General features: G+C 73.4%; 19 protein-coding genes. 10 read left to right on the plus strand and 9 right to left on the minus strand.

Annotation, left to right across the window (positions count from 1 at the left end; genetic code table 11):
- Positions 1-62 precede the first annotated feature (62 nt).
- Both CP984_RS18105 and CP984_RS18110 read left to right on the plus strand, forming a co-directional pair.
- On the plus strand, positions 63-845 hold the full coding sequence (locus CP984_RS18105) for an ABC transporter ATP-binding protein (RefSeq protein WP_030183933.1): 783 nt from the start codon (positions 63-65) through the stop codon (positions 843-845).
- On the plus strand, positions 842-2,179 hold the full coding sequence (locus CP984_RS18110) for a hypothetical protein (protein WP_003984666.1): 1,338 nt from the start codon (positions 842-844) through the stop codon (positions 2,177-2,179). The genes CP984_RS18105 and CP984_RS18110 overlap by 4 nt, the downstream gene beginning before the upstream one ends.
- Before the next feature lie 93 nt (positions 2,180-2,272).
- On the opposite strand, the gene guaD is transcribed toward CP984_RS18110, so the two are convergent.
- A complete protein-coding gene (gene guaD / locus CP984_RS18115) occupies positions 2,273-3,646 on the minus strand; it encodes a guanine deaminase (RefSeq protein ID WP_003984667.1) in 1,374 nt (457 codons plus the stop codon).
- A 318-nt stretch (positions 3,647-3,964) separates the two neighbouring features.
- Here guaD and CP984_RS18120 point away from each other — a divergent pair, with 318 nt between their 5' ends.
- Complete coding sequence (locus CP984_RS18120) at positions 3,965-4,687, plus strand: CAP domain-containing protein (protein ID WP_050498919.1); 723 nt, start codon at positions 3,965-3,967, stop codon at positions 4,685-4,687.
- 135 nt (positions 4,688-4,822) lie between these two features.
- On the opposite strand, the gene CP984_RS18125 is transcribed toward CP984_RS18120, so the two are convergent.
- The 3 genes from CP984_RS18125 to CP984_RS18135 form a co-directional block, all read right to left on the minus strand.
- Positions 4,823-5,269 carry an eCIS core domain-containing protein gene (locus tag CP984_RS18125; protein WP_003984669.1) on the minus strand — a complete coding sequence of 149 codons (447 nt, stop codon included), beginning with the start codon at positions 5,267-5,269 and terminating at the stop codon, positions 4,823-4,825.
- A 148-nt stretch (positions 5,270-5,417) separates the two neighbouring features.
- Complete coding sequence (locus CP984_RS18130; RefSeq protein WP_003984671.1) at positions 5,418-6,185, minus strand: CbtA family protein; 768 nt, start codon at positions 6,183-6,185, stop codon at positions 5,418-5,420.
- 14 nt (positions 6,186-6,199) lie between these two features.
- Positions 6,200-6,418 carry a CbtB domain-containing protein gene (locus CP984_RS18135; RefSeq protein WP_003984672.1) on the minus strand — a complete coding sequence of 73 codons (219 nt, stop codon included), beginning with the start codon at positions 6,416-6,418 and terminating at the stop codon, positions 6,200-6,202.
- A 298-nt stretch (positions 6,419-6,716) separates the two neighbouring features.
- On the opposite strand from CP984_RS18135, the gene CP984_RS18140 reads away from it, so the two are divergent.
- The 3 genes from CP984_RS18140 (at position 6,717) to alaS (ending at position 11,353) form a co-directional block, all read left to right on the plus strand.
- A complete protein-coding gene (locus CP984_RS18140; protein ID WP_063604279.1) occupies positions 6,717-7,451 on the plus strand; it encodes a histidine phosphatase family protein in 735 nt (244 codons plus the stop codon).
- A gap of 144 nt (positions 7,452-7,595) precedes the next feature.
- The gene (gene tsaD, locus CP984_RS18145; RefSeq protein WP_003983323.1) at positions 7,596-8,648 is read left to right on the plus strand and encodes a tRNA (adenosine(37)-N6)-threonylcarbamoyltransferase complex transferase subunit TsaD; all 1,053 of its coding nucleotides are present in this window, start codon (positions 7,596-7,598) and stop codon (positions 8,646-8,648) included.
- A gap of 50 nt (positions 8,649-8,698) precedes the next feature.
- Entirely contained in the window at positions 8,699-11,353 is a 2,655-nt protein-coding gene (gene alaS / locus CP984_RS18150) for an alanine--tRNA ligase (RefSeq protein ID WP_003983324.1), read from the plus strand.
- A gap of 6 nt (positions 11,354-11,359) precedes the next feature.
- On the opposite strand, the gene CP984_RS18155 is transcribed toward alaS, so the two are convergent.
- Positions 11,360-12,319 carry a carbon-nitrogen hydrolase gene (locus CP984_RS18155; protein WP_003983325.1) on the minus strand — a complete coding sequence of 320 codons (960 nt, stop codon included), beginning with the start codon at positions 12,317-12,319 and terminating at the stop codon, positions 11,360-11,362.
- Positions 12,320-12,530: 211 nt separating this feature from the next.
- Between CP984_RS18155 and CP984_RS18160 the strand changes: the two genes are divergently transcribed.
- Positions 12,531-13,550: a LacI family DNA-binding transcriptional regulator gene (locus CP984_RS18160; RefSeq protein ID WP_003983326.1), complete on the plus strand. Its 1,020-nt coding sequence runs from the start codon at positions 12,531-12,533 to the stop codon at positions 13,548-13,550.
- A 22-nt stretch (positions 13,551-13,572) separates the two neighbouring features.
- Here the strand turns inward: CP984_RS18160 and CP984_RS18165 are convergent, their stop codons facing one another.
- Both CP984_RS18165 and CP984_RS18170 read right to left on the minus strand, forming a co-directional pair.
- Positions 13,573-13,740: a hypothetical protein gene (locus tag CP984_RS18165; RefSeq protein WP_391870150.1), complete on the minus strand. Its 168-nt coding sequence runs from the start codon at positions 13,738-13,740 to the stop codon at positions 13,573-13,575.
- A 50-nt stretch (positions 13,741-13,790) separates the two neighbouring features.
- Entirely contained in the window at positions 13,791-14,378 is a 588-nt protein-coding gene (locus CP984_RS18170) for a TetR/AcrR family transcriptional regulator (RefSeq protein WP_003983327.1), read from the minus strand.
- A 190-nt stretch (positions 14,379-14,568) separates the two neighbouring features.
- On the opposite strand from CP984_RS18170, the gene CP984_RS18175 reads away from it, so the two are divergent.
- On the plus strand, positions 14,569-15,222 hold the full coding sequence (locus CP984_RS18175; RefSeq protein WP_003983328.1) for a peroxiredoxin-like family protein: 654 nt from the start codon (positions 14,569-14,571) through the stop codon (positions 15,220-15,222).
- An 81-nt stretch (positions 15,223-15,303) separates the two neighbouring features.
- On the plus strand, positions 15,304-16,068 hold the full coding sequence (locus CP984_RS18180) for a class I SAM-dependent methyltransferase (RefSeq protein ID WP_003983329.1): 765 nt from the start codon (positions 15,304-15,306) through the stop codon (positions 16,066-16,068).
- 40 nt (positions 16,069-16,108) lie between these two features.
- On the opposite strand, the gene CP984_RS18185 is transcribed toward CP984_RS18180, so the two are convergent.
- Positions 16,109-17,710, minus strand: a complete 1,602-nt coding sequence (locus CP984_RS18185) for an ABC-F family ATP-binding cassette domain-containing protein (RefSeq protein ID WP_003983330.1) — start codon at positions 17,708-17,710, stop codon at positions 16,109-16,111.
- 373 nt (positions 17,711-18,083) lie between these two features.
- Here CP984_RS18185 and CP984_RS18190 point away from each other — a divergent pair, with 373 nt between their 5' ends.
- A complete protein-coding gene (locus CP984_RS18190) occupies positions 18,084-20,165 on the plus strand; it encodes a TerD family protein (RefSeq protein WP_003983331.1) in 2,082 nt (693 codons plus the stop codon).
- A 130-nt stretch (positions 20,166-20,295) separates the two neighbouring features.
- Here the strand turns inward: CP984_RS18190 and CP984_RS18195 are convergent, their stop codons facing one another.
- Positions 20,296-20,607: a hypothetical protein gene (locus CP984_RS18195; RefSeq protein ID WP_003983333.1), complete on the minus strand. Its 312-nt coding sequence runs from the start codon at positions 20,605-20,607 to the stop codon at positions 20,296-20,298.
- Positions 20,608-20,789 lie beyond the last annotated feature (182 nt).

Here is a 20,789-nt window from a genome sequence, read left to right on the forward strand (position 1 = left end):
CCGAGCATGACCCCGAGACCGGGCACGGCACCAAGCCCAGTACGAACACCCCCACCATCCACATCTCCAACCTCACCGTCCGGCACCGCCGAAGCATCGCCCTCGACGGGATCGACCTCGATCTCGCCCCAGGGGTGCACGGTCTCCTCGGCCCGAACGGGGCCGGGAAGACCTCGCTGATCCGGGTGCTGGCCACGGTTTCCCGGCCCACCGCCGGACGCGTCATGCTTCTGGGCCGCGAGGTATCGGGCCACCGGGAGCTGACCGCCGTCCGGCGCCGCATCGGTTACCTGCCGCAGGACTTCGGGTTCTACCCGGGCTTCACGGTGCGGGAGTTCGTCGCGTACGTGGCATGGCTGAAGGAAGTGCCGGGCGAGCGGGCCGGGGCGGCGGTCGAGCGGGCCGTGGCGCGGGTCGGGCTGGCGGACCGTATCGACGCGAAGATGAAGACGCTGTCCGGTGGCATGGTGCGGCGGGCCGGCATCGCGCAGGCCATCGTCAACGATCCGGAGATCCTGCTGCTCGACGAGCCGACCAACGGGCTCGACCCGGAGCAACGTGTCGAGTTTCGGGCTCTGCTGCGGGAGTTGGGCACCTCCGGGACGGTGGTCGTGTCGACGCACCTGGTGGAGGACGTCGCGGTGGCGTGCACGGGGGTCACGCTGCTCGAAGGCGGCCGGGTGGTCTATCGCGGTACGCCGGAGTCGCTTGCGGGGGAAGGGGCTGCGGACGGTACGGACGACGGGGCAGGTGACCTGGGCGGCAGTCCCGCCGAGCGCGGCTATACGGCCGTACTCCGTGCCCACCGCGCCGCGACCTCCACTCCCCCGGGGGCTCGCCGATGACCACCACCGTCCTCCCGCGCCCCTGCCCCCGTCCCCTCCGCGCCGAATCGCGCCACAGCGTCGCCCCTTGGGCCGCGATCGCCGTCTTCCTCACCCTGGCGATCGTCATGGTGTCGAAGGCGGACCAGTGGCAGGGAAGTTGGGGAACGACCCGTATCTCGCTGCACTCCGCTGCCACCTTGCTCGGCGGGCCCCTCGTCGCCGCCATCGGCTGCTGGCACGGCGGCCGGGAGCGGCGGTGCCGTACGGACGCTCTCCGGATCGCCGCGGCCCGGAGCCCGCTCGCGCAGTTCGCGGTCGCCGCGCTGCCCGTCATGCTCGCCGTCGTCGTCGGCTACGTGCTCGCCGCGGCCGGCACGGTGGCGGCCTCATGGCCGTACGCCTCGGCCGGGCCGTCGCTCCCGCCCCTCGTGCTGCCGATCATGGCGGACGCGGTGTTCCTGGCCGCGACGGCGGCGGGGGCGATGGTCGTCGGGCGGCTCGTACGGTGGCGGCCCGCGGCGCCCGTGCTCGCGGGGCTGACGTACGCGGTTCTGGCCCTGCCCACCTACCGGGGGACGGCCGTCCGCTTCCTGATTCCGTCCGTGGAGGACGGGATCGGTGAGGCGCTGCCCGCCGGGTGGCAGCCGGTGGCGATGGCCGGGTGGACGGGCGGGCTCGCGGTGGCGGCCGTTCTCGCGTACGCCGCCCGTCGGCGCTGGGCGGGGCTGCTTCCGCTCGCCGCCGCGGCCTGCGCAGCCGTACTCCTCGTACAGGCGGGAGACCGCGCGTGGCGGCCGGACCCGGTGGCCGCGCGCCAGGTGTGCGACGACTCGGCGCCGCGGGTGTGCGTCAACGCGCTGGACAGGAACCTGCTGCCGCAGGTGTCGCGGGCCCTGTCCGGCATCACGGGCCGCCTGGCGGGCGTACGGAACGCGCCGGTCCGCTTCGAGGACCTGCGTCGTGCGCCCGGGCCCGACGAGGCCCAGCTGCCGCAGCTCTTCCGAGGTCAGAGCGTCGTACGGGGGCAGCTGGCCGACCCGGAGCGGTTCGCCTGGGAGGCGGCGGCCGAGCTGACCGCGCGCGGTGACGCCTGTGAGGCCGCCCAATTCGATCGTATGGACAGTGCCGTACGGGACTGGCTGGTCTCCAACGGACTCAGTGACCGGCGGCGGGCGTCGTGGGCGCGGCTGGCCCGGGAGCAGGGTGACGAGCAGGCCGTCGCCCGGTCCGAAGCGGGCGCGCGGGCCCTTCGGCGCCTCGCCTCGATGGGCGAGGAGCGGCGGCGGGCGTGGCTGAGTCGCTACTTCGCTTCGCGCGGGAGCTGTGATGCGCGGGAGGTGCCTCGGTTGTAGGCGGGAGGCCCTCGGTCGTCCGGGGCCGGTGCTCAGTTGTGGGGCGGGTGGCCCGTCTCAGCCCGCCCCGAGCGGTGTCGCCGGCTTCCGGTCTCAGTCCGCCATGAACGGCGTCTCCGCGTCCCGGTCGTACGCGAGCTTGCCCGCCGTGTAGGTGGCCCGTACGGCGCGGTCGTCGCCGAGGATGGTGAGGGCGAAGAGGAGGTCTTCGATGGTGTCGGCCTGGGTGGTGCGGTCGGCGAGGAGGGGTGTGGCCTGGGGGTCCAGGACGGTGAAGTCGGCTTCCTGGCCCGGTGTCAGGGAGCCGATCGTGTCGGCCAGGCCCAGGGCCTCCGCGCCGCCGCGGGTGGCGAGGTAGAAGGACTTGACCGCGTCGAGGGTGTGGTCGCGCAGCTTGGCGACCTGGTGGGCGTCGCGCATGGTCTGCAGGAGGGCGAAGCTGGTGCCGGCGCCGATGTCAGTGCCCAGGGCTACGGTGAGCGGGTGGTCGCCTTCCTTGGCCTCTCGGAGGGGGAAGAGGCCGCTGCCCAGGTAGAGGTTGGAGGACGGGCAGTGGGCGACCGCCGTGCCGGAGCGGGCGCAGTGGTCGCGCTCGGCGGGGGTGAGGTGGATGCCGTGTGCGAGGACGGTACGGGGGCCGAGCAGGCCGTAGTGGTCGTAGACGTCCAGGTAGCCGTCGCGGTCTGGGAAGAGGGAGGAGACCCAGGGGATTTCGTCGCGGTGTTCCGAGATGTGGGTGTGTACGAGGGTGGTGGGGTGGGCCGCGCGCAGGGCGCCCGCCGCTTCGAGCTGGTCCGGGGTGCTGGTGGGGGCGAAGCGCGGGGTGATGGCGTAGAGGTTGCGGCCTTTGCCGTGCCAGCGCTGGATGAGCGACGAGGACTCGTCGTAAGCGCGCTGGGCCGTGTCGAGCAGGGCGTCGGGCGCGTTGCGGTCCATCCACACCTTGCCGGCCGCGACGCGCATGCCGCGCCGGGTCGCCTCCTCGAACAGCGCGTCGGCCGAGTCGGCGTGCACAGAGGCGAAGACCAGGGCCGTGGTCGTGCCGTTGCGCAGCAGCTCGTCGCAGAAGGAGGAGGCGACGCGGCGGGCGTGGGCGCCGTCGGCGAAGCGCTCCTCTGTGACATAGGTGCGGTCGAGCCAGTCGGGCAGCTGGGCGCCGAAGGCCGCGATGGCCTCCTTCTGCACGTAGTGGGTGTGGGCGTCGATGAATCCGGGGGTGATCAGGTGGCCTGAGTAGTGCACCGGTTCGGTGCCGGGCGGCAGCCGGTCGCGCAGGGCCGCGTACGGGCCGGCGGCGGTGATCCGGCCGCCCTCGCAGATCAGCAGCCCGTCCGCCTCGTGGACGAGGGCGTCGGCGTTGCCGGTGCGGAAGGGGTCGGCGCGGAAGCGGATGAGGGGGCCGCGGACGGCGGTGGGGGCGGAGGCCGGGGTGGGTGCGGAAGCGGCGGCAGACGTGCTGGTGGTCATGTGCGGGCGCGTACCCGTTCCGGGCGGAAACGGACCGGTGTACGTGGGTTACGTCAGCCAGGCGGCTCCCGGTACAGCCGAACGGGTCGGGTATCGGCCGCGGGCGACAGAGGTGGGGGCGGGGACGGCAAGACTGTGAGCGGGTGACCGGACCGCCGGGCCGTGCCGGACCGTACGACGAAGCCGGACCGTCCGACGAAGCCGGACCGTACGACGGAGACGGGATCGGGTACGGCGGGCACGGCGGGCACGGCAGCAGCCGGACGACGGGTCACCGCAGCCGTTGGCAGGCGAGGAACAGGGGCCGAATTGGGCGGGATGGCGGGCCGGGACACGACGGCGAGCGAGCCGCAGGGACGCACAGCGGGGCGGCGTACGACGGCGAGCGAGCGGCGCGGACGCGCCGCAGGCCAACGCACGGGCTGGTACGCGGTACGGGCCCTGGTGGCCCTGCTGATCCTGGCGGGGCTCATGGTGGGCAGCCGCGCCCTGGCGACTCCCCCGGACGGGCGCACTGTGGCCACCCCTCCGAGCGGGCGTGCCATGGCCGCCCCTCCAGGTGGGAACGCCGTGGCCGCCCCGCCTGGCGCGCCGCTCGCTGCCCACGACGTACAGGCAGTGCACGCCGCCGCCCGTCTCCCCCGTAACGTCGAAGCCACCCGGCAGGCGGTCATCCGGCTGGTCAACCGCGAGCGGGCGCGGGCCGGGTGCCGGCCCGTGCGGTCGCACCGTACGGTCACGGAGGCGGCCCAGCGGCACAGTGGGCACATGGCCCGCGACGACTCGCTCTCCCACCGGGAGCGCGGTGGTTCCGGGCCCGGCAACCGGCTCTCGGCCGTCGGTTACGACTGGCGCCGCGCGGGCGAGGACATCGCGCGCGGCCAGCGCGGGGCGGCCGAGGTGGTGCGGGACTGGGTCCGCAGTCCGGAACACCGGGTGGTGCTGACCGACTGCGCGTTCCGGCACGCGGGCGTGGGGATCGACACCGGCACCGACGGGCGCGGGCCGTGGTGGACGCTGCTGTTGGCCGTTCCGTCGTGACGGCAGGCCCCGGGGCGTAGCGTCCACGGCCACCGGCCGGGCGCGGCGGGAGCGCCGGGCCCCGGGACGTAACGCCCCACGACCACCGCCCGGAAGCAGCAAGCTCACTCGAGAACGTGCACCACGATGCCCTTTTTACGCATGTCCTTGACCGCCTTGAGCGACTTCTTGGCATCGGCCACGCCATTCGGCCGGTAGAGGCGCTCGGGTCATATTGCCGCCGTCGACAATGTGATGCTCGGTGGTGAATGCCTTGGCATTCACCAGAGCCGCCGCATCGCGGGCCTCGAGGCCGCTGTGCACCTGAATCGCGTCGAGAGTCGCGCGCTGAATGCCGCGCGCCTCCATGTCCTGCCGGAAGGCGGCGTCGAGCGGATGCGAGGCGGACCGGATGGCCTTGTCGACGGCGGCCGGCTGCACCTGCGCGTGGTCCTCGGTCTCCTCCGCCGTAACACCACCGGACGCGACCCGCTGCGAATGCCGCAGCCAGTGCGCATTCAGACCGACCGGATCCTGGCTTACGCGCGAGGAACCCGGCCCACCGCCTCGACCGGACTCGTGCTCGTGCCCATGCGACCGCACACTTCCTCCTCCGAGGCGCCAGGGAACTCCCGCCCTTCCTACCGACGCCGGGGCAGACCTCACTCCTCCATGGGAAGGCCCTTTCGGGCAGGCGGGCTGCCCCGGCGGCAGCCCCGTATCGCGCGGACGAGGCCCCTGCTCAGTGCGCTCAGTGCACCGACGACACAGCCGCCCCATCCGGCCCGCTCGGCGCGGCGGCCTCGCGCGGCCGTACGGCATGTTCGGCCAGTTCGCCGAAGAGCAGGCCGAAGGCGGCCCACAGGGCGAGCTGGACGGCGAGTGCGGAGACGCGGAACTTCCACAGCAGGAGGGCGGGGAAGTCGTGCGGCAGTTCGTTGACGGCCGGGAGGAACGCGTAGGCGAGGCCGACGGCCACGGCGAAGGCGGCCAGCGCGACGACCGTGGCGTACCAGGTGCCGAGGCGGGGTGCGAGCCGCTTGCCGAGGATGACCGCGGCGATGGTCAGCAGCACGCTGAGGGCGATCATCAGGAAGTACAGCGCGGTGCGTTGGCCGATGGAGTCGGGGTCGCCGACGGACGGCGGGTTGGCCGGGTACTTCAGGAACGGTACGAAGTAGACCGCGGCGAAGGCGGCGCCGGAGAGCAGCAGCGCGGTGGCGCGGGGGCCGAAGCGGCCGACGCGGCCCAGCGCGAAGCAGTAGGCCAGGGCGGCGATCCCGCCCAGTGCGACGCCGTACACCAGGACGCCGGTGGCCAGGCCCAGGGTGGACTGCACGCCGCGGCTGACGACCTCCACGGCGTCTTCGTGGCCGTGGGCGTGCGCGTCCTCGAACGCGATGGCGGCGTCGACCTGGGGCTCGCCCAGCAGGTAGGCGACGAGCAGGGCGAGCAGGCCGGCGGCGAGGCCGGCCAGCATGCCGCGCACCAGGAGGGATCTGACGGTGGCGGAGTTCATGTGCGCGCCCCCGGTCAGTGGCAGGGGAAGCCGAGCAGGTGGCGTCCGTCGTGGACCCACTCGTGCACGTCGGTGCCGGAGAGCAGTGAGGTGGCGCCCTGTTCGGCGCCGACGAAGTAGAGCAGGACGAGCATCAGCAGCCCGCCGAAGACCGCCCAGGGCAGGACGGTCCTGATCGGCAGGGTGGCGGGTGCGGCGGGTCCGGTGGTCGGCGGCGCGACGGACTGGGCCATGGCAGAACCTCCTGGGAAATCACGCGTCCCGGACAGTGGGTCGTCACGACAGGACGGGTCTGGCTCGTCCGGCGGCCCCGTACGGGACCGGTCCGGGCTCACAGTGGCGCGACCGCGCCGGAATTCCACCGGCTTCCGTCATGTCATCGTCAATATCATCGGGAACGTACCGCGTGGCGGCGGCCGGGCCAAGGGGCCCCGGCGCCCGGACAGGCGCACGGCGGCGGGCGGGCGCCCCGCCGTACCCCTTGTGCGCCATCAGATGTGTGCGGCCAGGACGCGACGAGGAGAGGTGCGCATGACAACCCGGGTGACGTTGGTCTCACCGTCCTTCGACGACGCCCTGCACGCGGTGCGCTTCCCGGCGGACGAAGCCCTGACGCCCGCCGGGCTGCGCCGCGCCCGCGCCGCCCGCCCCGCCGCTGCCGCGCTGCCCGCCGACCGGGCCCTGACCTCCCCGTCCGCGCGCTGCCGGGAGACGGCCGAAGCCCTCGGCCTGCGGGCGGCGCCGGACCCGGGCGCGGCGGGGTGCGCGATGGGCCGCTGGCGGGGACTGGCCCTGGAGGACGTGCTGGCCGCCGAACCGGAGGGCGTCGCGGCCTGGCTCGCCGACCCGGACAGCGCGGCGCACGGCGGCGAGCCGCTGACGCGGTTCCTCGGCCGGGTGACGGACTGGCTGACCGGCCTCGCGGCGGAGGGCGGCCGGGTGGTGGCCGTAGTGGAACCGGACGTCGTGCGTGCGGCGGTGGTGTGCGCCCTGGGGGCACCGCCGTCGTCCTTCTGGCGGGTGGACGTACCGCCGCTGACCGTGACGGCGCTGAGCGGGCGGGACGGGCGGTGGAACGTCCGGGTGGCGGGGGAGCTCGGGCAGCGGGCCGGGGGCTCCGGGCAGGGAGCCGGGCAGGGGACCCGAGAACCCGGACAGGCGGCCGGGAACCTCGGGCAGGACGCCAGGGAATCCGGGAGGGGAATCCGCAAATCCGGACAGGCGGCCGGGGGCCCCGGGCAGGCGACGCCACCCCAGGCTCCCTAACCGCGCGCACGGACCGCCGTATCCTGGACGGAACCCGTTATTGCACATAGCTCGCAATAACGAATCCGGCGGGTACGCGGGTACACCGGTACACGCGTGCAAGGGACACGAAGGAGCGGTGCGGTGGCATCTCCAGGCTCTCCAGTGGTGCTGGGGATCGAGTCGTCGTGCGACGAGACCGGGGCCGGGCTCGTCCGGGACGGGCGGCTGCTCGGGCACGCGGTGGCGTCCAGCATGGACGAGCACGCGCGGTACGGCGGCGTCGTGCCGGAGATCGCGGCCCGCGCCCACGTGCACTCCCTCACGCCCGTCGTACGCCGCGCCCTCGACGAGGCGGGCCTGACCATGGGCGACATCGGCGCGGTGGCCGTGACCACCGGGCCCGGCCTGTCGGGTGCCCTCCAGGTCGGCCTGGCCGGTGCGAAGGGTCTGGCGTACGGGCTGGGCGTGCCGCTGTACGGGGTGCACCACCTGGCCGGGCACGTCGCCGCCGACACCCTGGAGCACGGCCCGCTGCCGAATCCCTGCATGGTGCTGATCGTCTCCGGCGGGCACACCTCCCTCCTCCTCGTACGGGACCTGGCGCGCGATCCGATCGTGCACCTCGGCGACACTCTCGACGACGCCGCCGGGGAGTGCTTCGACAAGGTCGCGCGGGTCTTCGGCCTGCCGTACCCGGGCGGTCCGGCGATCGACCGGGCAGCGCGCGAGGGCGACCCGAAGGCCGTCGCGTTCCCGCGCCCGCTGACCGGGCCGCGCGACGATCCGTACGGCTTCTCCTTCTCCGGCCTGAAGACAGCCGCCGCGCGCTGGGCCGAACGGCACGCCGGCGACGAACTGCCCGTCGCGGACGGCGCGGCCTCCCTCCAAGAGGCGGTGGCCGACGTGCTGACCCGCAAGGCCGTCGCGGCCTGCAAGGAGCACGGCGTGGGCACTCTGGTGGTGGTGGGCGGCGTGGCCGCCAACTCGCGCGTGCGGTCCCTCGCCGAGGAGCGCTGCCGGGCGGCGGGCATTACGTTGCGGGTACCGCCCCTGCGGCTGTGCACGGACAACGGCGCCATGATCGCCGCCGTCGGTGACCTGCTCGTCCGGGCGGGCGCCGAACCGGCCCCGCTGAACCTCTCGATCGACCCGTCGGCGCCGCTGGAGTACGCGGCCCTGCACCCGGTGGCCAGGGCGGCGCAGGCCGCCGCGTAACGGCCGCCGCAACCGCCCTTCCGCCTCCCCGACCGCCCCGGAGCCCCCCCTTGCGTACCGCCGAGATCCGCCGCCGTTTCCTCGACTTCTTCGCCGAGCGCGGCCACACCGTCGTCCCCAGCGCGCCGCTGCCGACGCCGGACCCGACGCTGCTGTTCGTCAACGCGGGCATGGTGCCCTTCAAGCCGTATCTGACCGGTGAGGTGGCGGCGCCCTGGCCGCGCGCGACCAGCGTGCAGAAGTGTGTGCGGACGCTGGACATCGAGGAGGTCGGCAAGACCACCCGGCACGGCTCGTTCTTCCAGATGAACGGCAACTTCTCGTTCGGCGACTACTTCAAGGAAGAGGCCATCCGCTTCGCCTGGGAGCTGTCCACCGGGCCGGTCGCCGACGGCGGCTACGGCCTGGACCCGGACCGCATCTGGGTCACCGTGCACCACACCGACGACGAGGCACGGGACCTGTGGCGGCGGATCGCCGGCCTGCCCGAGGAGCGCATCGTCTCGCGCGGCGACGAGGACAACTTCTGGTCGATGGGCGTGCCCGGACCGTGCGGTCCCTGCTCGGAGCTGTACTACGACCGGGGGCCCAAGTACGGCCGGGCGGGCGGCCCGGAGGTCGACGAGGACCGGTACATGGAGTTCTGGAACCTCGTCTTCATGCAGTACGAGCGCGGCGAGGGCACCGGCAAGTCCGGCTACCCGATCCTCGGCGAACTCCCCCGCCGCAATATCGACACCGGCATGGGCCTGGAGCGGATGGCCACCCTCCTCCAGGGCGTCGACAACCTCTACGAGATCGACGAGACCCGCCCGGTCCTGGACCGCGCCGCCGAACTCGCCGGGGTCCGCTACGGCGACGACGAGCACAACGACGTACGGCTGCGCGTGGTCGCCGACCACGTCCGTACGGCCCTGATGCTGCTCGCCGACGGCACCACCCCCGGCAACGAGGGCCGCGGCTACGTCCTGCGCCGCATCCTGCGCCGCGCCGTCCGCTCCATGCGCCAGCTCGGCTACGAGGACCGCGCGCTGCCCGAGCTGCTGGCGGTCGCCCGCGACTGCATGGCGCCCAGCTACCCGGAGGTCGCCGAGTCCTACGAGCGGATCGCCGGCCAGGCGGCCGGTGAGGAGGACGCCTTCCGCGCGACGCTGCGCCAGGGCACCGCCGTCCTGGACACCGCCGTCGGCAAGGTCAAGGCGGAGGGCGGCCGTTCGCTGCCCGGCAAGCAGGCGTTCCTGCTGCACGACACGTACGGCTTCCCCATCGACCTCACCCTGGAGATGGCCGCCGAACAGGGCGTCGAGGTGGACCGCGAGGGCTTCGCCGCGCTGATGCGCGAGCAGCGCGAGCGGGCCCGTGCCGACGCCCGGGCCCGCAAGTCGGGCGGCGCCGTGGACATGTCCGCGCTCCGCACGGTCCTGGACGAGCACGGGCCCACCGACTGGCGCGCCTGGGACACCCTGGAGACCGACTCCAAGGTGCTGGCCGTCCTCGGTGCTCAAGGCCCCGTGCCGGTGGCCCGTGAAGGCGACATCGTCACCGTCGTCCTCGACCGCACCCCCTTCTACGCCGAGTCCGGTGGCCAGGACAGCGACGCGGGCCGCCTCTCCGGCACCTCGGTCGAGGCCGAGGTGCTGGACGTGCAGCGCCCGCTCCCCGGCCTGGTCGCCCACCAGATCCGGGTCACCGCCGGTGAACTCGCCCTGGGGGACGCCCTGCACGCGGCCGTGGACCCCGAGTGGCGGCTCGGCGCGCGCCAGGCCCACTCCGGTACGCACGTACTGCACGCCGCCCTCCGCGAGATCCTCGGCCCGACGGCCCTCCAGTCCGGCTCGTACAACCGGCCCGGCTACCTGCGTCTGGACTTCCCGTGGCGCGGCGGTCTGTCCGCCACCGTCCGCAGCGAGGTCGAGGAGGCCGCGAACCGGGCGCTCCGCCGCGACCTGCCGGTGGGGGTGAAGTGGATGACGCTCCCGGAGGCCAAGGAGCTGGGCGCGCTCGCGCTCTTCGACGAGACGTACGGCGAGAAGGTGCGCGTCGTGGAGATCGGCGGCTCCTGGTCGCGTGAGCTGTGCGGCGGTACGCATGTTGAGCACGCGTCCCAGGTCGGCGTCGTCGCCCTCACCGCCGAATCCTCCGTGGGCGCCGGAATGCGCCGCCTGGAAGCCTCCGTCGGCATCGAGGGCTTCGGCTACCTCGCCCGCGAACGCGATCTGGTCGCCCAGATCGCCGAGCAGGTCCAGGCTCCGCGCGCCGAACTCGCCGACCGGGTGGCCGGGTTGCTGGAGCGCCTGAAGGCCACCGACCGGGAGAACCAGCGGCTGCGGCAGCAGGCCACCGTGGCGCGCGCCGCCGGGCTGGCCGACTCCGCCGTACAGGCGGGCGCCTTCCGGGTGGTGACCGCCACCGCCGACGGCGGCGACGAAGCCCGCGCGCTGGCCATGGCCGTACGGGACCGGATGCCCGCCGGTCAGCCCGCCGCCGTGGCCGTCGGCTCGGCCACGGACGGCAAGGCGGCCTTGGTGGTCGCCCTGAACAAGAGCGGCAAGGAGGCGGGCGCCTCGGCGTCGGACCTGGTCAAGCGCCTGCTGAACGGGCGCGGCGGCGGCTCCCCCGAGCTGGCCCAGGGCGGCGGGCTGCCGGCCGACCGGCTGCCGGAGACGCTGGCCGCGCTGCCGAAGCTGATTGCGGAGAAGGCGTAACGCCGGTCAGCTCGTTTCCGTCAGCGCCCCGTACGCGTCCGGCCGGCGCGTGGTGAGGAACGGGAACAGCTCCAGCCAGTCACGGCGGGCGTCCAGGTCCAGGTCGGCGACCAGCACGGCGGGTTCGTCGCGGGGCGCCTGGGCCAGGACGCGGCCGTACGGGTCGGCGATGAAGGAGCTGCCGTAGAAGGTGAGCGGGCCCTCGGTGCCGGTGCGGTTCGGGACGATCATGAAGGTGCCGTTGGCGATCGCGTTGCCGGTGATCACCTTCTGCCACAGCGGCTGGGTGTCGAAGCCCGGGTGGCCCGGCTCGGAGCCGATGGCGGTCGGGTAGACCAGCACTTCGGCACCGGCCAGCGAGTAGGCGCGGGCCAGTTCGGGGAACCACTGGTCCCAGCAGGTCGGCAGGCCGAAAGCGGCGTGCTCGACGGTGTGGACGGGGAAGGCGTCGGCGCCCGCCGGGCCGGGCCGGAACCAGTGGTCCTCGTAGTAGCCCTCGGTGACGGGGATGTGGGTCTTGCGCGTACGGCCCGCGAGGGTGCCGTCCGGGGCGACGAGGACGGCGGTGTTGTAGCCGAGGCCGTCGGGCGTCACGGTGCCGTCCGGGCCCGGTTCGGGGTCGGCGCGCTCGTACAGCGAGGCGTGGACGTACACGCCGTACTCGCGCGCGGCCTCGGCGGCGAAGGAGACGGTCGGCCCGGTGCGCAGATCCTCCGGCTCGGCGGGCTCGGGGTGGTCGTCCTTGCGGACCACCGCGAAGTACGGCGAGAGGGTCAGCTCCTGGAGGCAGACGACGCGGGCGCCTTCGGCGGCGGCCAGGCGGATGCCCTCCTTGAGGGCGGCGCGGTGCTCGTCGGGATCACGGTGCCACCGCTGCTGTACGAGGGCGACGCGCAGCGGGCCGCGCTCGGCCGGGCGGGTGCGGGCCGGCGAGGCGGGCGGGGTGAGGGCGGTGATCACACGCATGGCGGGGCTCCCGGGGTGCGGCAGAGCGGGTACGCGGGCTGCCGGAACGTTCCGGCAGGGAGCAATGTACGAGTGCCGGAACGTTCCGGCAAGGGGTGCGTACGGTGCGGGCTCCCGCCGGCCCGTCCGCGGGCTTCGGGACGCCGCGCCTGCCCGGCAAAGGGGGAGCGTGCAGGTGCCCCGGGGAAAGCGCCCTCTAAACTTGCGCCCCGTGACCAGCCGCCGCACCGTGACCCTGCTCGATGTCGCACGGGCCGCCGGGGTCTCCAAGAGCACCGTCTCCGACGCGCTCCAGGGGTCCGGCCGGGTGGCGGAGGAGACCCGCCGCCGGGTCCGCGACGCCGCCGACCGGCTCGGCTACCGGCCCAACAGCGCGGCCCGCCGCCTCCGCCGGGCCAGTACCGGCGCGCTCGGCCTGCATCTGCCGCGCACCGCGACCCGGCTGGACTACTACATGACGCTCGCCTTCGGCGCCGTGACCCGCGCCCAGGAGGACGGCCTGGACGTGGTACTGCTGGCGCCCGACGGCGGGGCCGCCGGGCGGCTCGCCTCGCGCGTGGACGGTCTGCTGGTGATCGACCCCGAGGCCGCCGACGACGCGGTGACCGGGCTGCTCGACGCGGGCGTGCCGGTGGTCACCGGCGAGCGCTACCTCGGTCCGGCGACCGCCCCGGCCGGGGCCGTGGTCTGCGACAACGCCGCCTCGCTGACCGCACTGCTGGACCATGTACGTGCGGCCGGGGCCCGTCGCCCGGCCCTGCTCGCGCCCGCCGGCACCTCCGCGTGGGCCACCGCGCTGCGGGACACGGCGGCGGACTGGGGCCGTACGCACGGGTGCGACGTCGCCGTACGGACCGTGCCGTTCGCCGCCACCCCGGACGAGGCGGCACGCGCCACCGCGGATCTGCTGGCGGACGATCCGGCCGTGGACGCGGTGCTGTGCGCGCCCGACGGGGCCGCCATCGGCGTACTACGAGCCGTCTCCGAGAGCGGCCGGACGACTGGGCGGGACCTGCTCGTCGCGTCCTGCGTGGACGGCGCGGCCCTGCGCGGCAGCGCGCCACCCGTGACGGCAATCGACCTGCGCCCGGACGCGTACGGGCGGGCCTGCGCAGCCCTGCTCTGCGACATCCTGGCCGGGCGGGCGGCACCGGAAACCGTCCGCCACCATGAGTGGGAGTTGCGGGTGCGGGCGTCGACCCGTCCGGAGGCGGGGGAAACACCGACCTGACGGACCGGCCGCGAGCCTGACGCTACTTCGCGTACAGCGCCAACGCCCCCGTAACCGTCGCCTCCAGCGCCGCGGGATCGGCCCCCGTACGGGACCGCAAGTTGACCCCGTACGCGAGCAGAGCCAGCAGCCCGGCAACGGCGTCCGGGTCCACGCCCGGGGCGAGTTGGCCGTGCCCGGCGGCGGGCATCGACCGCCCGGGGCAAGGGAACACTTGACGGATCGGCCCCGAGCCTCACGCTACTTCGCGTACAGCGCCAACGCGCCCATAACCGTCGCCTCCAGCGCCGCAGGATCGGCCCCCGTACGCGACCGCAAGTTGACCCCGTACGCAAGCAGGGCCAGCAGCCCGGCGACGGCGTCCGGGTCTGTGCCCGAGGCGAGTTGATCGTGTGCGGCGGCGGTGTGGAGCACCGACCGCAGGGCGTCGACCAGTGACTGGTGGTGTTCTTCGAGCAGTTGGCGTACGGCGGGGTCGGCGCTGGACGGGCCGGTGTGGGCGTTGGCGATCAGGCAGCCCCAGCGGGCGTACGGGCCGTGGCAGCGCAGCCGGATCAGTTCGGTGAAGAACTCGGTGACGGCGGGCAGGCCGCGGGGGTCCGCCGCCAGCCGGGCGAAGGCGGGCCGCGACCACTGTTCGACGTACCGGCGGAGGGCGGCGAGGTAGAGGTCCTGCTTGCCGCCGAAGGTGGCGTAGAGGCTGGAGCGGCTGACGCCGGTGCGGTCGACGACCTCCTGGATGCCGGTCGCGGTGACGCCGCGCTCCCAGAACAGCCGGACCACGGCCTCCAGGGCCGCGTCCGGGTCGAAGTGCTTGATGTCCGGCATGCCCGGGCCCGCCGCCTTCCGTTCGCGTTCGTCCGCGTCCGCACTCGCCGGTACGCGCCGACTTCTTGAATCAGCCGTTCCAAGATAACCCCGCGCAGCCCTTGGCAAGAGGGGCCCGCACCCGTAACTTGAAACGACCGTTCCAAGTTACGTGCGTCCCGCACGCCTTCCAGGACAGGTGGGCCAACCCATGAGCCTCAACGCCGAGTTGCACGCCTTCTTCACGGACCGCTACCCGCAGATCCCGGCCGCCGCGCGGGCGGTCATGGAGCGGGCCGGACGCGAACTGGCCGAGTCCGGGCAGGCCGCCGGGGCGCCCGGTCCCGGCACGCCGGCCCCCGACTTCACGCTGCCCGCGGCGGACGGGCGGAAGGTCACCCTGAGCAGCCTGCTGGCCGAGGGGCCGGTCGTGCTCACCTTCTACCGCGGCGCGTGGTGCCCGTACTGCAATCTCGCGCTGCGCTCCCTCCAGGAGCACCACGCCGCCATCATCGCGCGCGGCGCCCGGCTGGTGGCCGTCTCGCCGCAGGTGCCCGACGAGTCCCTGACCCTCGCCCAGAAGCACGAGCTGGCCTTCGACGTGCTCAGCGACGTGGGCTCCGAGGTCGCCGAGCGGTACGGCATCGCCTTCGACCTGCCCGAGGACCTGGCCGCCGTGTACGACTCCTTCGGCTTCGAGATGCAGCGCGTCAACGGCGGGCATCCGCGCACGCTGCCGCTGCCCGCCACCTTCGTCATCGACCGTACGGGCACGGTCCGCTGGACCTTCGCCGACCCGGACTACGTCAAGCGTGCCGAACCGGCGGACATCCTGGCGGCCCTGGACGCCCTTCCCGCCGCCTGACTCCCGGCCCCTCGGCTCGCAAACGCGGCAATCCAGTCAAAATAGGTAGAAACCATACGCCCCTCCTGAGACGATCGCCTCATGACCCCACGTTCCTTCGACGACCTGGTGGCCGAGGCGGAATCCGTATCCGTCGCCGGCTGGGACTTCTCCTGGCTGGACGGCCGGGCCACCGAACAACGCCCCTCCTGGGGGTACCAGCGCTCCTTGGGCACGCGGCTGGCGGGCGCCACCGCCGCGCTGGACATCCAGACCGGCGGCGGCGAAGTCCTGGCGGGCGCCGGTCCTTTGCCGCCGGTCATGGCGGCCACCGAGTCCTGGCCGCCGAACGTCGCGAAGGCGACCGCGCTGCTGCACCCGCTCGGCGCGGTCGTCGTCGCCGACCCGGACGAGCCGCCGCTGCCGTTCGCCGACGGCGCCTTCGACCTCGTCACCAGCCGCCATCCGGCCACCGTGTGGTGGTCGGAGATCGCCCGTGTGCTGCGCCCCGGCGGCACGTACTTCGCCCAGCACGTCGGCCCGGCCAGCGTCTTCGAGCTGGTCGAGTACTTCCTCGGCCCACAGCCCGAGGAGGTGCGGCGCAAGCGCCACCCCGACGACGAGAGCCGGGACGCCGAGGCCGCCGGCCTGGAGATCGCGGATCTGCGCGCCGAATCCCTGCGCATGGAGTTCTTCGACATCGGGGCGGTGATCTACTTCCTGCGCAAGGTGATCTGGATGGTGCCGGGCTTCACGGTCGACGGCTACCGCGACCGCCTGCGCGAACTGGACGCGAAGATCCGGGCGGAGGGGCCGTTCGTGGCCCACTCCACCCGCTTCCTCATCGAGGCCCGCAAGCCCGCCTGAGAGCCCGGGGTACGGGGCGGTCACGGCCGCCCCGTACTCCTCACGCCAGCTCCACCAACTCCGCGTACTCCCGCCCCCACAGATCCTCCGTGCCCTCCGGCAGCACCAGCACCCGGTCGGGACGGAGGGCTTCGACGGCGCCCGGGTCGTGGCTGACCAGCACGATCGCGCCGGGGTAGGCGCCGACGGCGGCCAGCACCTCGTCCCGGGAGGCCGGGTCGAGGTGGTTGGTCGGCTCGTCCAGGAGGAGGACGTTGGCGCGCGAGTGGACCAGACCGGCCAGCGCCAGCCGGGTCTTCTCGCCGCCGGACAGCACCCGTACCGGCTTGTCCGCGTCGTCCCCGGAGAAGAGGAACGCGCCGAGGACGTGCCGGGCCTCGCCGTCGGTCAGGTGCGGCGCGGCGGCGGCCAGGTTCTCGCGGACCGTACGGGACGGGTCGAGCGTGTCGTGCTCCTGCGCGAAGTAGCCCAGCCGCAGACCGTGCCCGGCCACCACGCGCCCCGCGTCAGGGGTCTCCCGCCCGGCCAGCAGCCGCAACAGAGTCGTCTTCCCGGCACCATTGAGCCCGAGCACGACCAGCCGGCTCCCCCGGTCCACGGCCAGGTCGACGCCGTCGAGCACCCGGTGCTCCCCGTACGCCTTGGCCAGGCCGACCGCGCCCAGCGGCACCCGGCCGCACGGCGCGGGCTCGGGCAGCCGGATGCGCGCGGTCTTCTCGGCGCGCCGCACCGGCTCCAGCTCCGCGAGCATGCGGTCGGCGCGGCGGGCCATGTTCTTCGCGGAGGCGGCCGTCGCGACGTGCGCGCGCGTCTTGTCGGCCTGGCTGTGCAGCGCCGCCGCCTTCCGCTCCGCGTTGGCGCGCTCCCGCGTCCGGCGCCGCTCGTCCGCCGCGCGCTGGGCGAGGTAGGTGTGCCAGCCGGTGTTGTGCACGTCGAGTGCGGCGCGCGCCGGGTCCAGGTGGAACACCCGGTTGACGGTGTCGGCGAGCAGCCCGGTGTCGTGGCTGATCACCACCAGCCCGCCGCGGTACGCGGACAGGAAGCCGCGCAGCCAGGCGACCGAGTCGGCGTCGAGGTGGTTGGTCGGCTCGTCCAGCAGCAGCGTGCCGTGCCCGGCGAACAGGATGCGGGCCAGCTCCACCCGCCGCCGCTGCCCGCCCGACAGCCCGCCGACGGGCTGGTGCAGCACCCGCTCCGGCAGCCCCACCCCGGCCGCGACGCGCGCCGCCTCGGCCTCGGCCGCGTACCCGCCGCACGCTTGGAAGGCGTCCTCGGCCCGCGCGTAAGCGGCCATCGCCTTCTCCTGCGCGGCGGCCCCCACGGCGTCGGCCAGCGCCTCCGTGGCGCGTCGTAGGTCATGTACGGCCTGGTCCAGACCGCGCGCGGAAAGAATCCGGCCGGTGACGGTGACGGCCGGGTCATCCGCACGGGATTCCTGCGGCAGGTGGCCGACGCTCCCCGTACGGATGATGTCCCCGGCAGCGGGCCGCACCCGCCCCGCCAGGGTGTCGAGCAGCGTCGTCTTTCCCGCCCCGTTGCGGCCCACCAGGCCGATCCGGTCACCGGGGGCGACATGGAAGGAAACGCCGGACAGCAGAAGCCGGGCACCGACGCGCACGTCGGCACCACGAACGGTAATCATGGGTGAACACTCCGGAACAGCTCAAGGACACACGGGTGGCGTGGAAGCGGGTGTCCGAGCTAAGAAATCCGGGGGGTCGACATGGGGCCGAGGGTAGCGGGCGGTGGCCGCGCGGGGCGAGTGGTTTTCGGTCGCCGGGCCCGGCGCGCATTACGGAACCGGGGCGGTTCGGGCGTGGACCTCCGGAGGTTGTCCAAGATCCGGAAGTTCCGGACTTCCACCGGTACCGACACCTCCCCGAAGCCTTCGATACGGGGTTAATCTTCGCGACGTACACACTGAGTTGTGCTGCATCGCAGGTCACCACGGAGCAGCCTGCCGGGTGTGCTGTGCCCCGCGATGCGGCGGCATTTGTGGGGGCTCCATGCACGAAATGGTCAAGGGTGGCAACGTCGGTCTGGCCGCCCTGAGCGAGGACACCGGCTCGCTCGTAGTGAGTCTCAGCTGGAGCAGCGCGTCGGGAGACGGCGACGCGGACGTCTCCATTCTGCTGCTGGGCGCGGACGGCAAGGTGCGCAGCGACGCGGACTTCTTCTTCTACAACAATCCGGCCGCAGACGACGGCAGCGTGCAGTTACTCGGCAAGACGCCGACGGCCAACGGCAGCGAGGACCGGGTCGGCATCGATCTGACGGCCGTGCCCGCCGATGTCGAGCGCCTGGTGGTGGCGGCCAGCCAGTACGGTTCGGCGCGGTTCGGAGAGCTGGACGATCTGCGGGTGACGGTGGCCGACCGTACGGGCGAGCCGCTGCTCGGGTTCTCGATCAACGACGCCGGGGCGGAGAGCGCGTTCATCTTCGGGGAGCTGTACCGGCGGGGCGGGGAGTGGAAGTTCCGCGCGGTCGGGCAGGGTTACGAAACCGGCCTCGCCGGGCTGGCCACGGACTTCGGCATCACCGTGGACGACGACGAGGAGCCGGTGGCGCCGGAGGACGCGGAGCCGCAGGCTCCGCCGTCGCCCTTGGCGCAGGCGGAGACGGTGGTGGAGAAGCCGGTGCCGGCCACCCCGGTGGTGGCTCCCGCGCCTGCGGCCGATGCTCCGGCCCCCGTACCCGCCCAGCGGCCGGAACCGGAACCGGCCGCGGAACCGGCCCGGCGGTCCCGTGGCCCGCGTACGGCGAAGAAGAAGGTCACCCTCCCCAAGGTGGCGAAGAAGTCGCTCGCCGAGAACGACTCCTGGCGGCAGGCCCGGCTCTTTCCGGCGCCCACGCTCAAGAGTGACCGGGAGCGCGAGATGCGCGCGACCTCGGTGCTGCTCGCGGTGATGGCGCAGGTGCCGGAATTCGGCCGGCGGCTCACCGCGGCGTTCGGCGCCCCGGCGGGCCGGATGCAGACGTTCACCGAGGTCACGCTGCCGAACGGGGACACGCCCCGGCGCCCGGACGGGGTGATCCGGGTGGAGCGGGCGGGAAAGCTGTGGACCGCTCTGGTCGAGACGAAGACCAACGGCAACCCGCTGAAGTCGGAGCAGGTCCAGGACTACATGGACATCGCGGCCCGGCGCGGCTACGAAGCCGTGATCACGCTGTCCAACGACGTGGCGCTGGAGGGCAGTCCGCTGGTCGAGGTGAAGACCGACGGGCGCCGCAAGCACAAGGTGTCGCTGTGGCACCTGTCCTGGGCCGAGGTGGCGCACCAGGCGCAGCTGCTGATCCGGCACGAGGGCGTGGGCAACGCGGCGCACGCCTGGCTGCTCCAGGAGCTGCTGCACTACCTCCAGCACGAGAACTCCGGCTGCCACGGCTTCCAGAACATGGGCCCGGCCTGGGTGCCGGTCCGCAACGGCATCGATACGGACACGCTCTGCCAGGGCGACGAGCGCGCCGTGGCCGTCGTCGAGAGCTGGGAGCGGCTCATCCGCCAGGTCTGCCTGCGGCTCGGCGGGGAGCTGGGGCAGAAGGTGCTGCCCGTACAGCGGGCCAAGCGCGGTACCGACCAGGCGAGCCGCCGCGCGGAACTCGCCGACCGGCTGTGCGAGGAGGGCCGGCTGTCCGCCGAGCTGCGCATCGACACGACGCCCGGCATCCTGGCGATCACCGCTGATCTGCGGACCGGGAAGCTGCGTACCTCCATCGAGATCCCGGCCCCCGAGCAGGGGTACCCGCTCAGCTGGGTCAAGCGCCTGGTCCGGCAGCTCGCCGAGGCGCCGGCGGATCTGCATGTGGAGTCGCTGGTGGAGGGCAACCGGGGCCCGCGCGGCACGCTGGAACGGCTGCGCCCGGAACCGGGCGACCTGCTGCCCAAGGACGGGGCGGCCATCACCGGCTTCCGGCTCTCCCTCTTCAAGGGCATGGGCAGTACGCGCGGCAACGCGGAGTCCGGCTTCATCAGGAGTGTGGACGAGGCCGTGGACCGCTTCTATGCGAGCGTCGTCGCCCACCTCACCCAGTCCGGCGGCCCGGAGCGCCGGCCGGTGCGGCGCACCGCCGCGTCCGAGGCGGCCGCCCTCGGCTGAGAGCCCGTGCCCGAATGGTGTGGGGAAAGGCCCGTTTCCCGCCCGCGCCGGGAATTGTCCGGCACACAACGCCGGTCTCCGCGGTTTTTCCGCGAAGACCGGCGGGGCGGGACCCCATGGGTGCCGGAGGTCAGACCTCGGCGGCGATCCAGGCGATGTGCCAGCCGTTCTTGGCGGCGTATGCGGGGTCGATGGGCTGGCGGTCGACGCGGCGGACGTAGATGCGGAAGCCGGTGGGGGTGGCGTTGTACACGGTGTTTCCGCCGGTGGTCATCCACATGCGGTCGTCGCCGGTGAGGGCGGCGATATACGCGGGCGTGTCGGTGAACCCGCCCTCGCTCGTGTCGACGTCGAGGTAAACGCCGTCGCCATTGCGGTCGGGATAGTTCTGCCAGCCTTCGCCGGGGGCCGTCCTGCCGGAAAGGAACTTGCCGTTCTGCATTGCTTGCTCCTGTCGCGTCCTCGTCGGAATGCGGACCGGCGATCCACTGATCGGCGGCCCTGGCAGTTTGTGCCCGAAAGTTGGGCATTAGCAAGGCCGTTCGACAGAGTTGGCCAGATGTGGGGAGTGCGAACGGGTGGTGGCCCGGTGGCCGGTTCGGAGGGTTGACCCGGGGGCCGTAC

This window comes from Streptomyces rimosus (assembly GCF_008704655.1).
Taxonomy (GTDB): Bacteria; Actinomycetota; Actinomycetes; order Streptomycetales; family Streptomycetaceae; genus Streptomyces; species Streptomyces rimosus.

Bases quoted from the DNA above. Each gene is read 5' to 3' on its own strand.
- CP984_RS18110 (WP_003984666.1), top strand. From the start codon at position 842: ATGACCACCACCGTCCTCCCGCGCCCCTGCCCCCGTCCCCTCCGCGCC.
- guaD (WP_003984667.1), bottom strand. From the start codon at position 3,646: ATGACCACCAGCACGTCTGCCGCCGCTTCCGCACCCACCCCGGCCTCC.
- CP984_RS18120 (WP_050498919.1), top strand. From the start codon at position 3,965: ATGGCGGGCCGGGACACGACGGCGAGCGAGCCGCAGGGACGCACAGCG.
- CP984_RS18130 (WP_003984671.1), bottom strand. From the start codon at position 6,185: ATGAACTCCGCCACCGTCAGATCCCTCCTGGTGCGCGGCATGCTGGCC.
- CP984_RS18135 (WP_003984672.1), bottom strand. From the start codon at position 6,418: ATGGCCCAGTCCGTCGCGCCGCCGACCACCGGACCCGCCGCACCCGCC.
- CP984_RS18140 (WP_063604279.1), top strand. From the start codon at position 6,717: ATGACAACCCGGGTGACGTTGGTCTCACCGTCCTTCGACGACGCCCTG.
- CP984_RS18155 (WP_003983325.1), bottom strand. From the start codon at position 12,319: ATGCGTGTGATCACCGCCCTCACCCCGCCCGCCTCGCCGGCCCGCACC.
- CP984_RS18165 (WP_391870150.1), bottom strand. From the start codon at position 13,740: ATGCCCGCCGCCGGGCACGGCCAACTCGCCCCGGGCGTGGACCCGGAC.
- CP984_RS18170 (WP_003983327.1), bottom strand. From the start codon at position 14,378: ATGCCGGACATCAAGCACTTCGACCCGGACGCGGCCCTGGAGGCCGTG.
- CP984_RS18175 (WP_003983328.1), top strand. From the start codon at position 14,569: ATGAGCCTCAACGCCGAGTTGCACGCCTTCTTCACGGACCGCTACCCG.
- CP984_RS18180 (WP_003983329.1), top strand. From the start codon at position 15,304: ATGACCCCACGTTCCTTCGACGACCTGGTGGCCGAGGCGGAATCCGTA.
- CP984_RS18185 (WP_003983330.1), bottom strand. From the start codon at position 17,710: ATGATTACCGTTCGTGGTGCCGACGTGCGCGTCGGTGCCCGGCTTCTG.
- CP984_RS18190 (WP_003983331.1), top strand. From the start codon at position 18,084: ATGGTCAAGGGTGGCAACGTCGGTCTGGCCGCCCTGAGCGAGGACACC.
- CP984_RS18195 (WP_003983333.1), bottom strand. From the start codon at position 20,607: ATGCAGAACGGCAAGTTCCTTTCCGGCAGGACGGCCCCCGGCGAAGGC.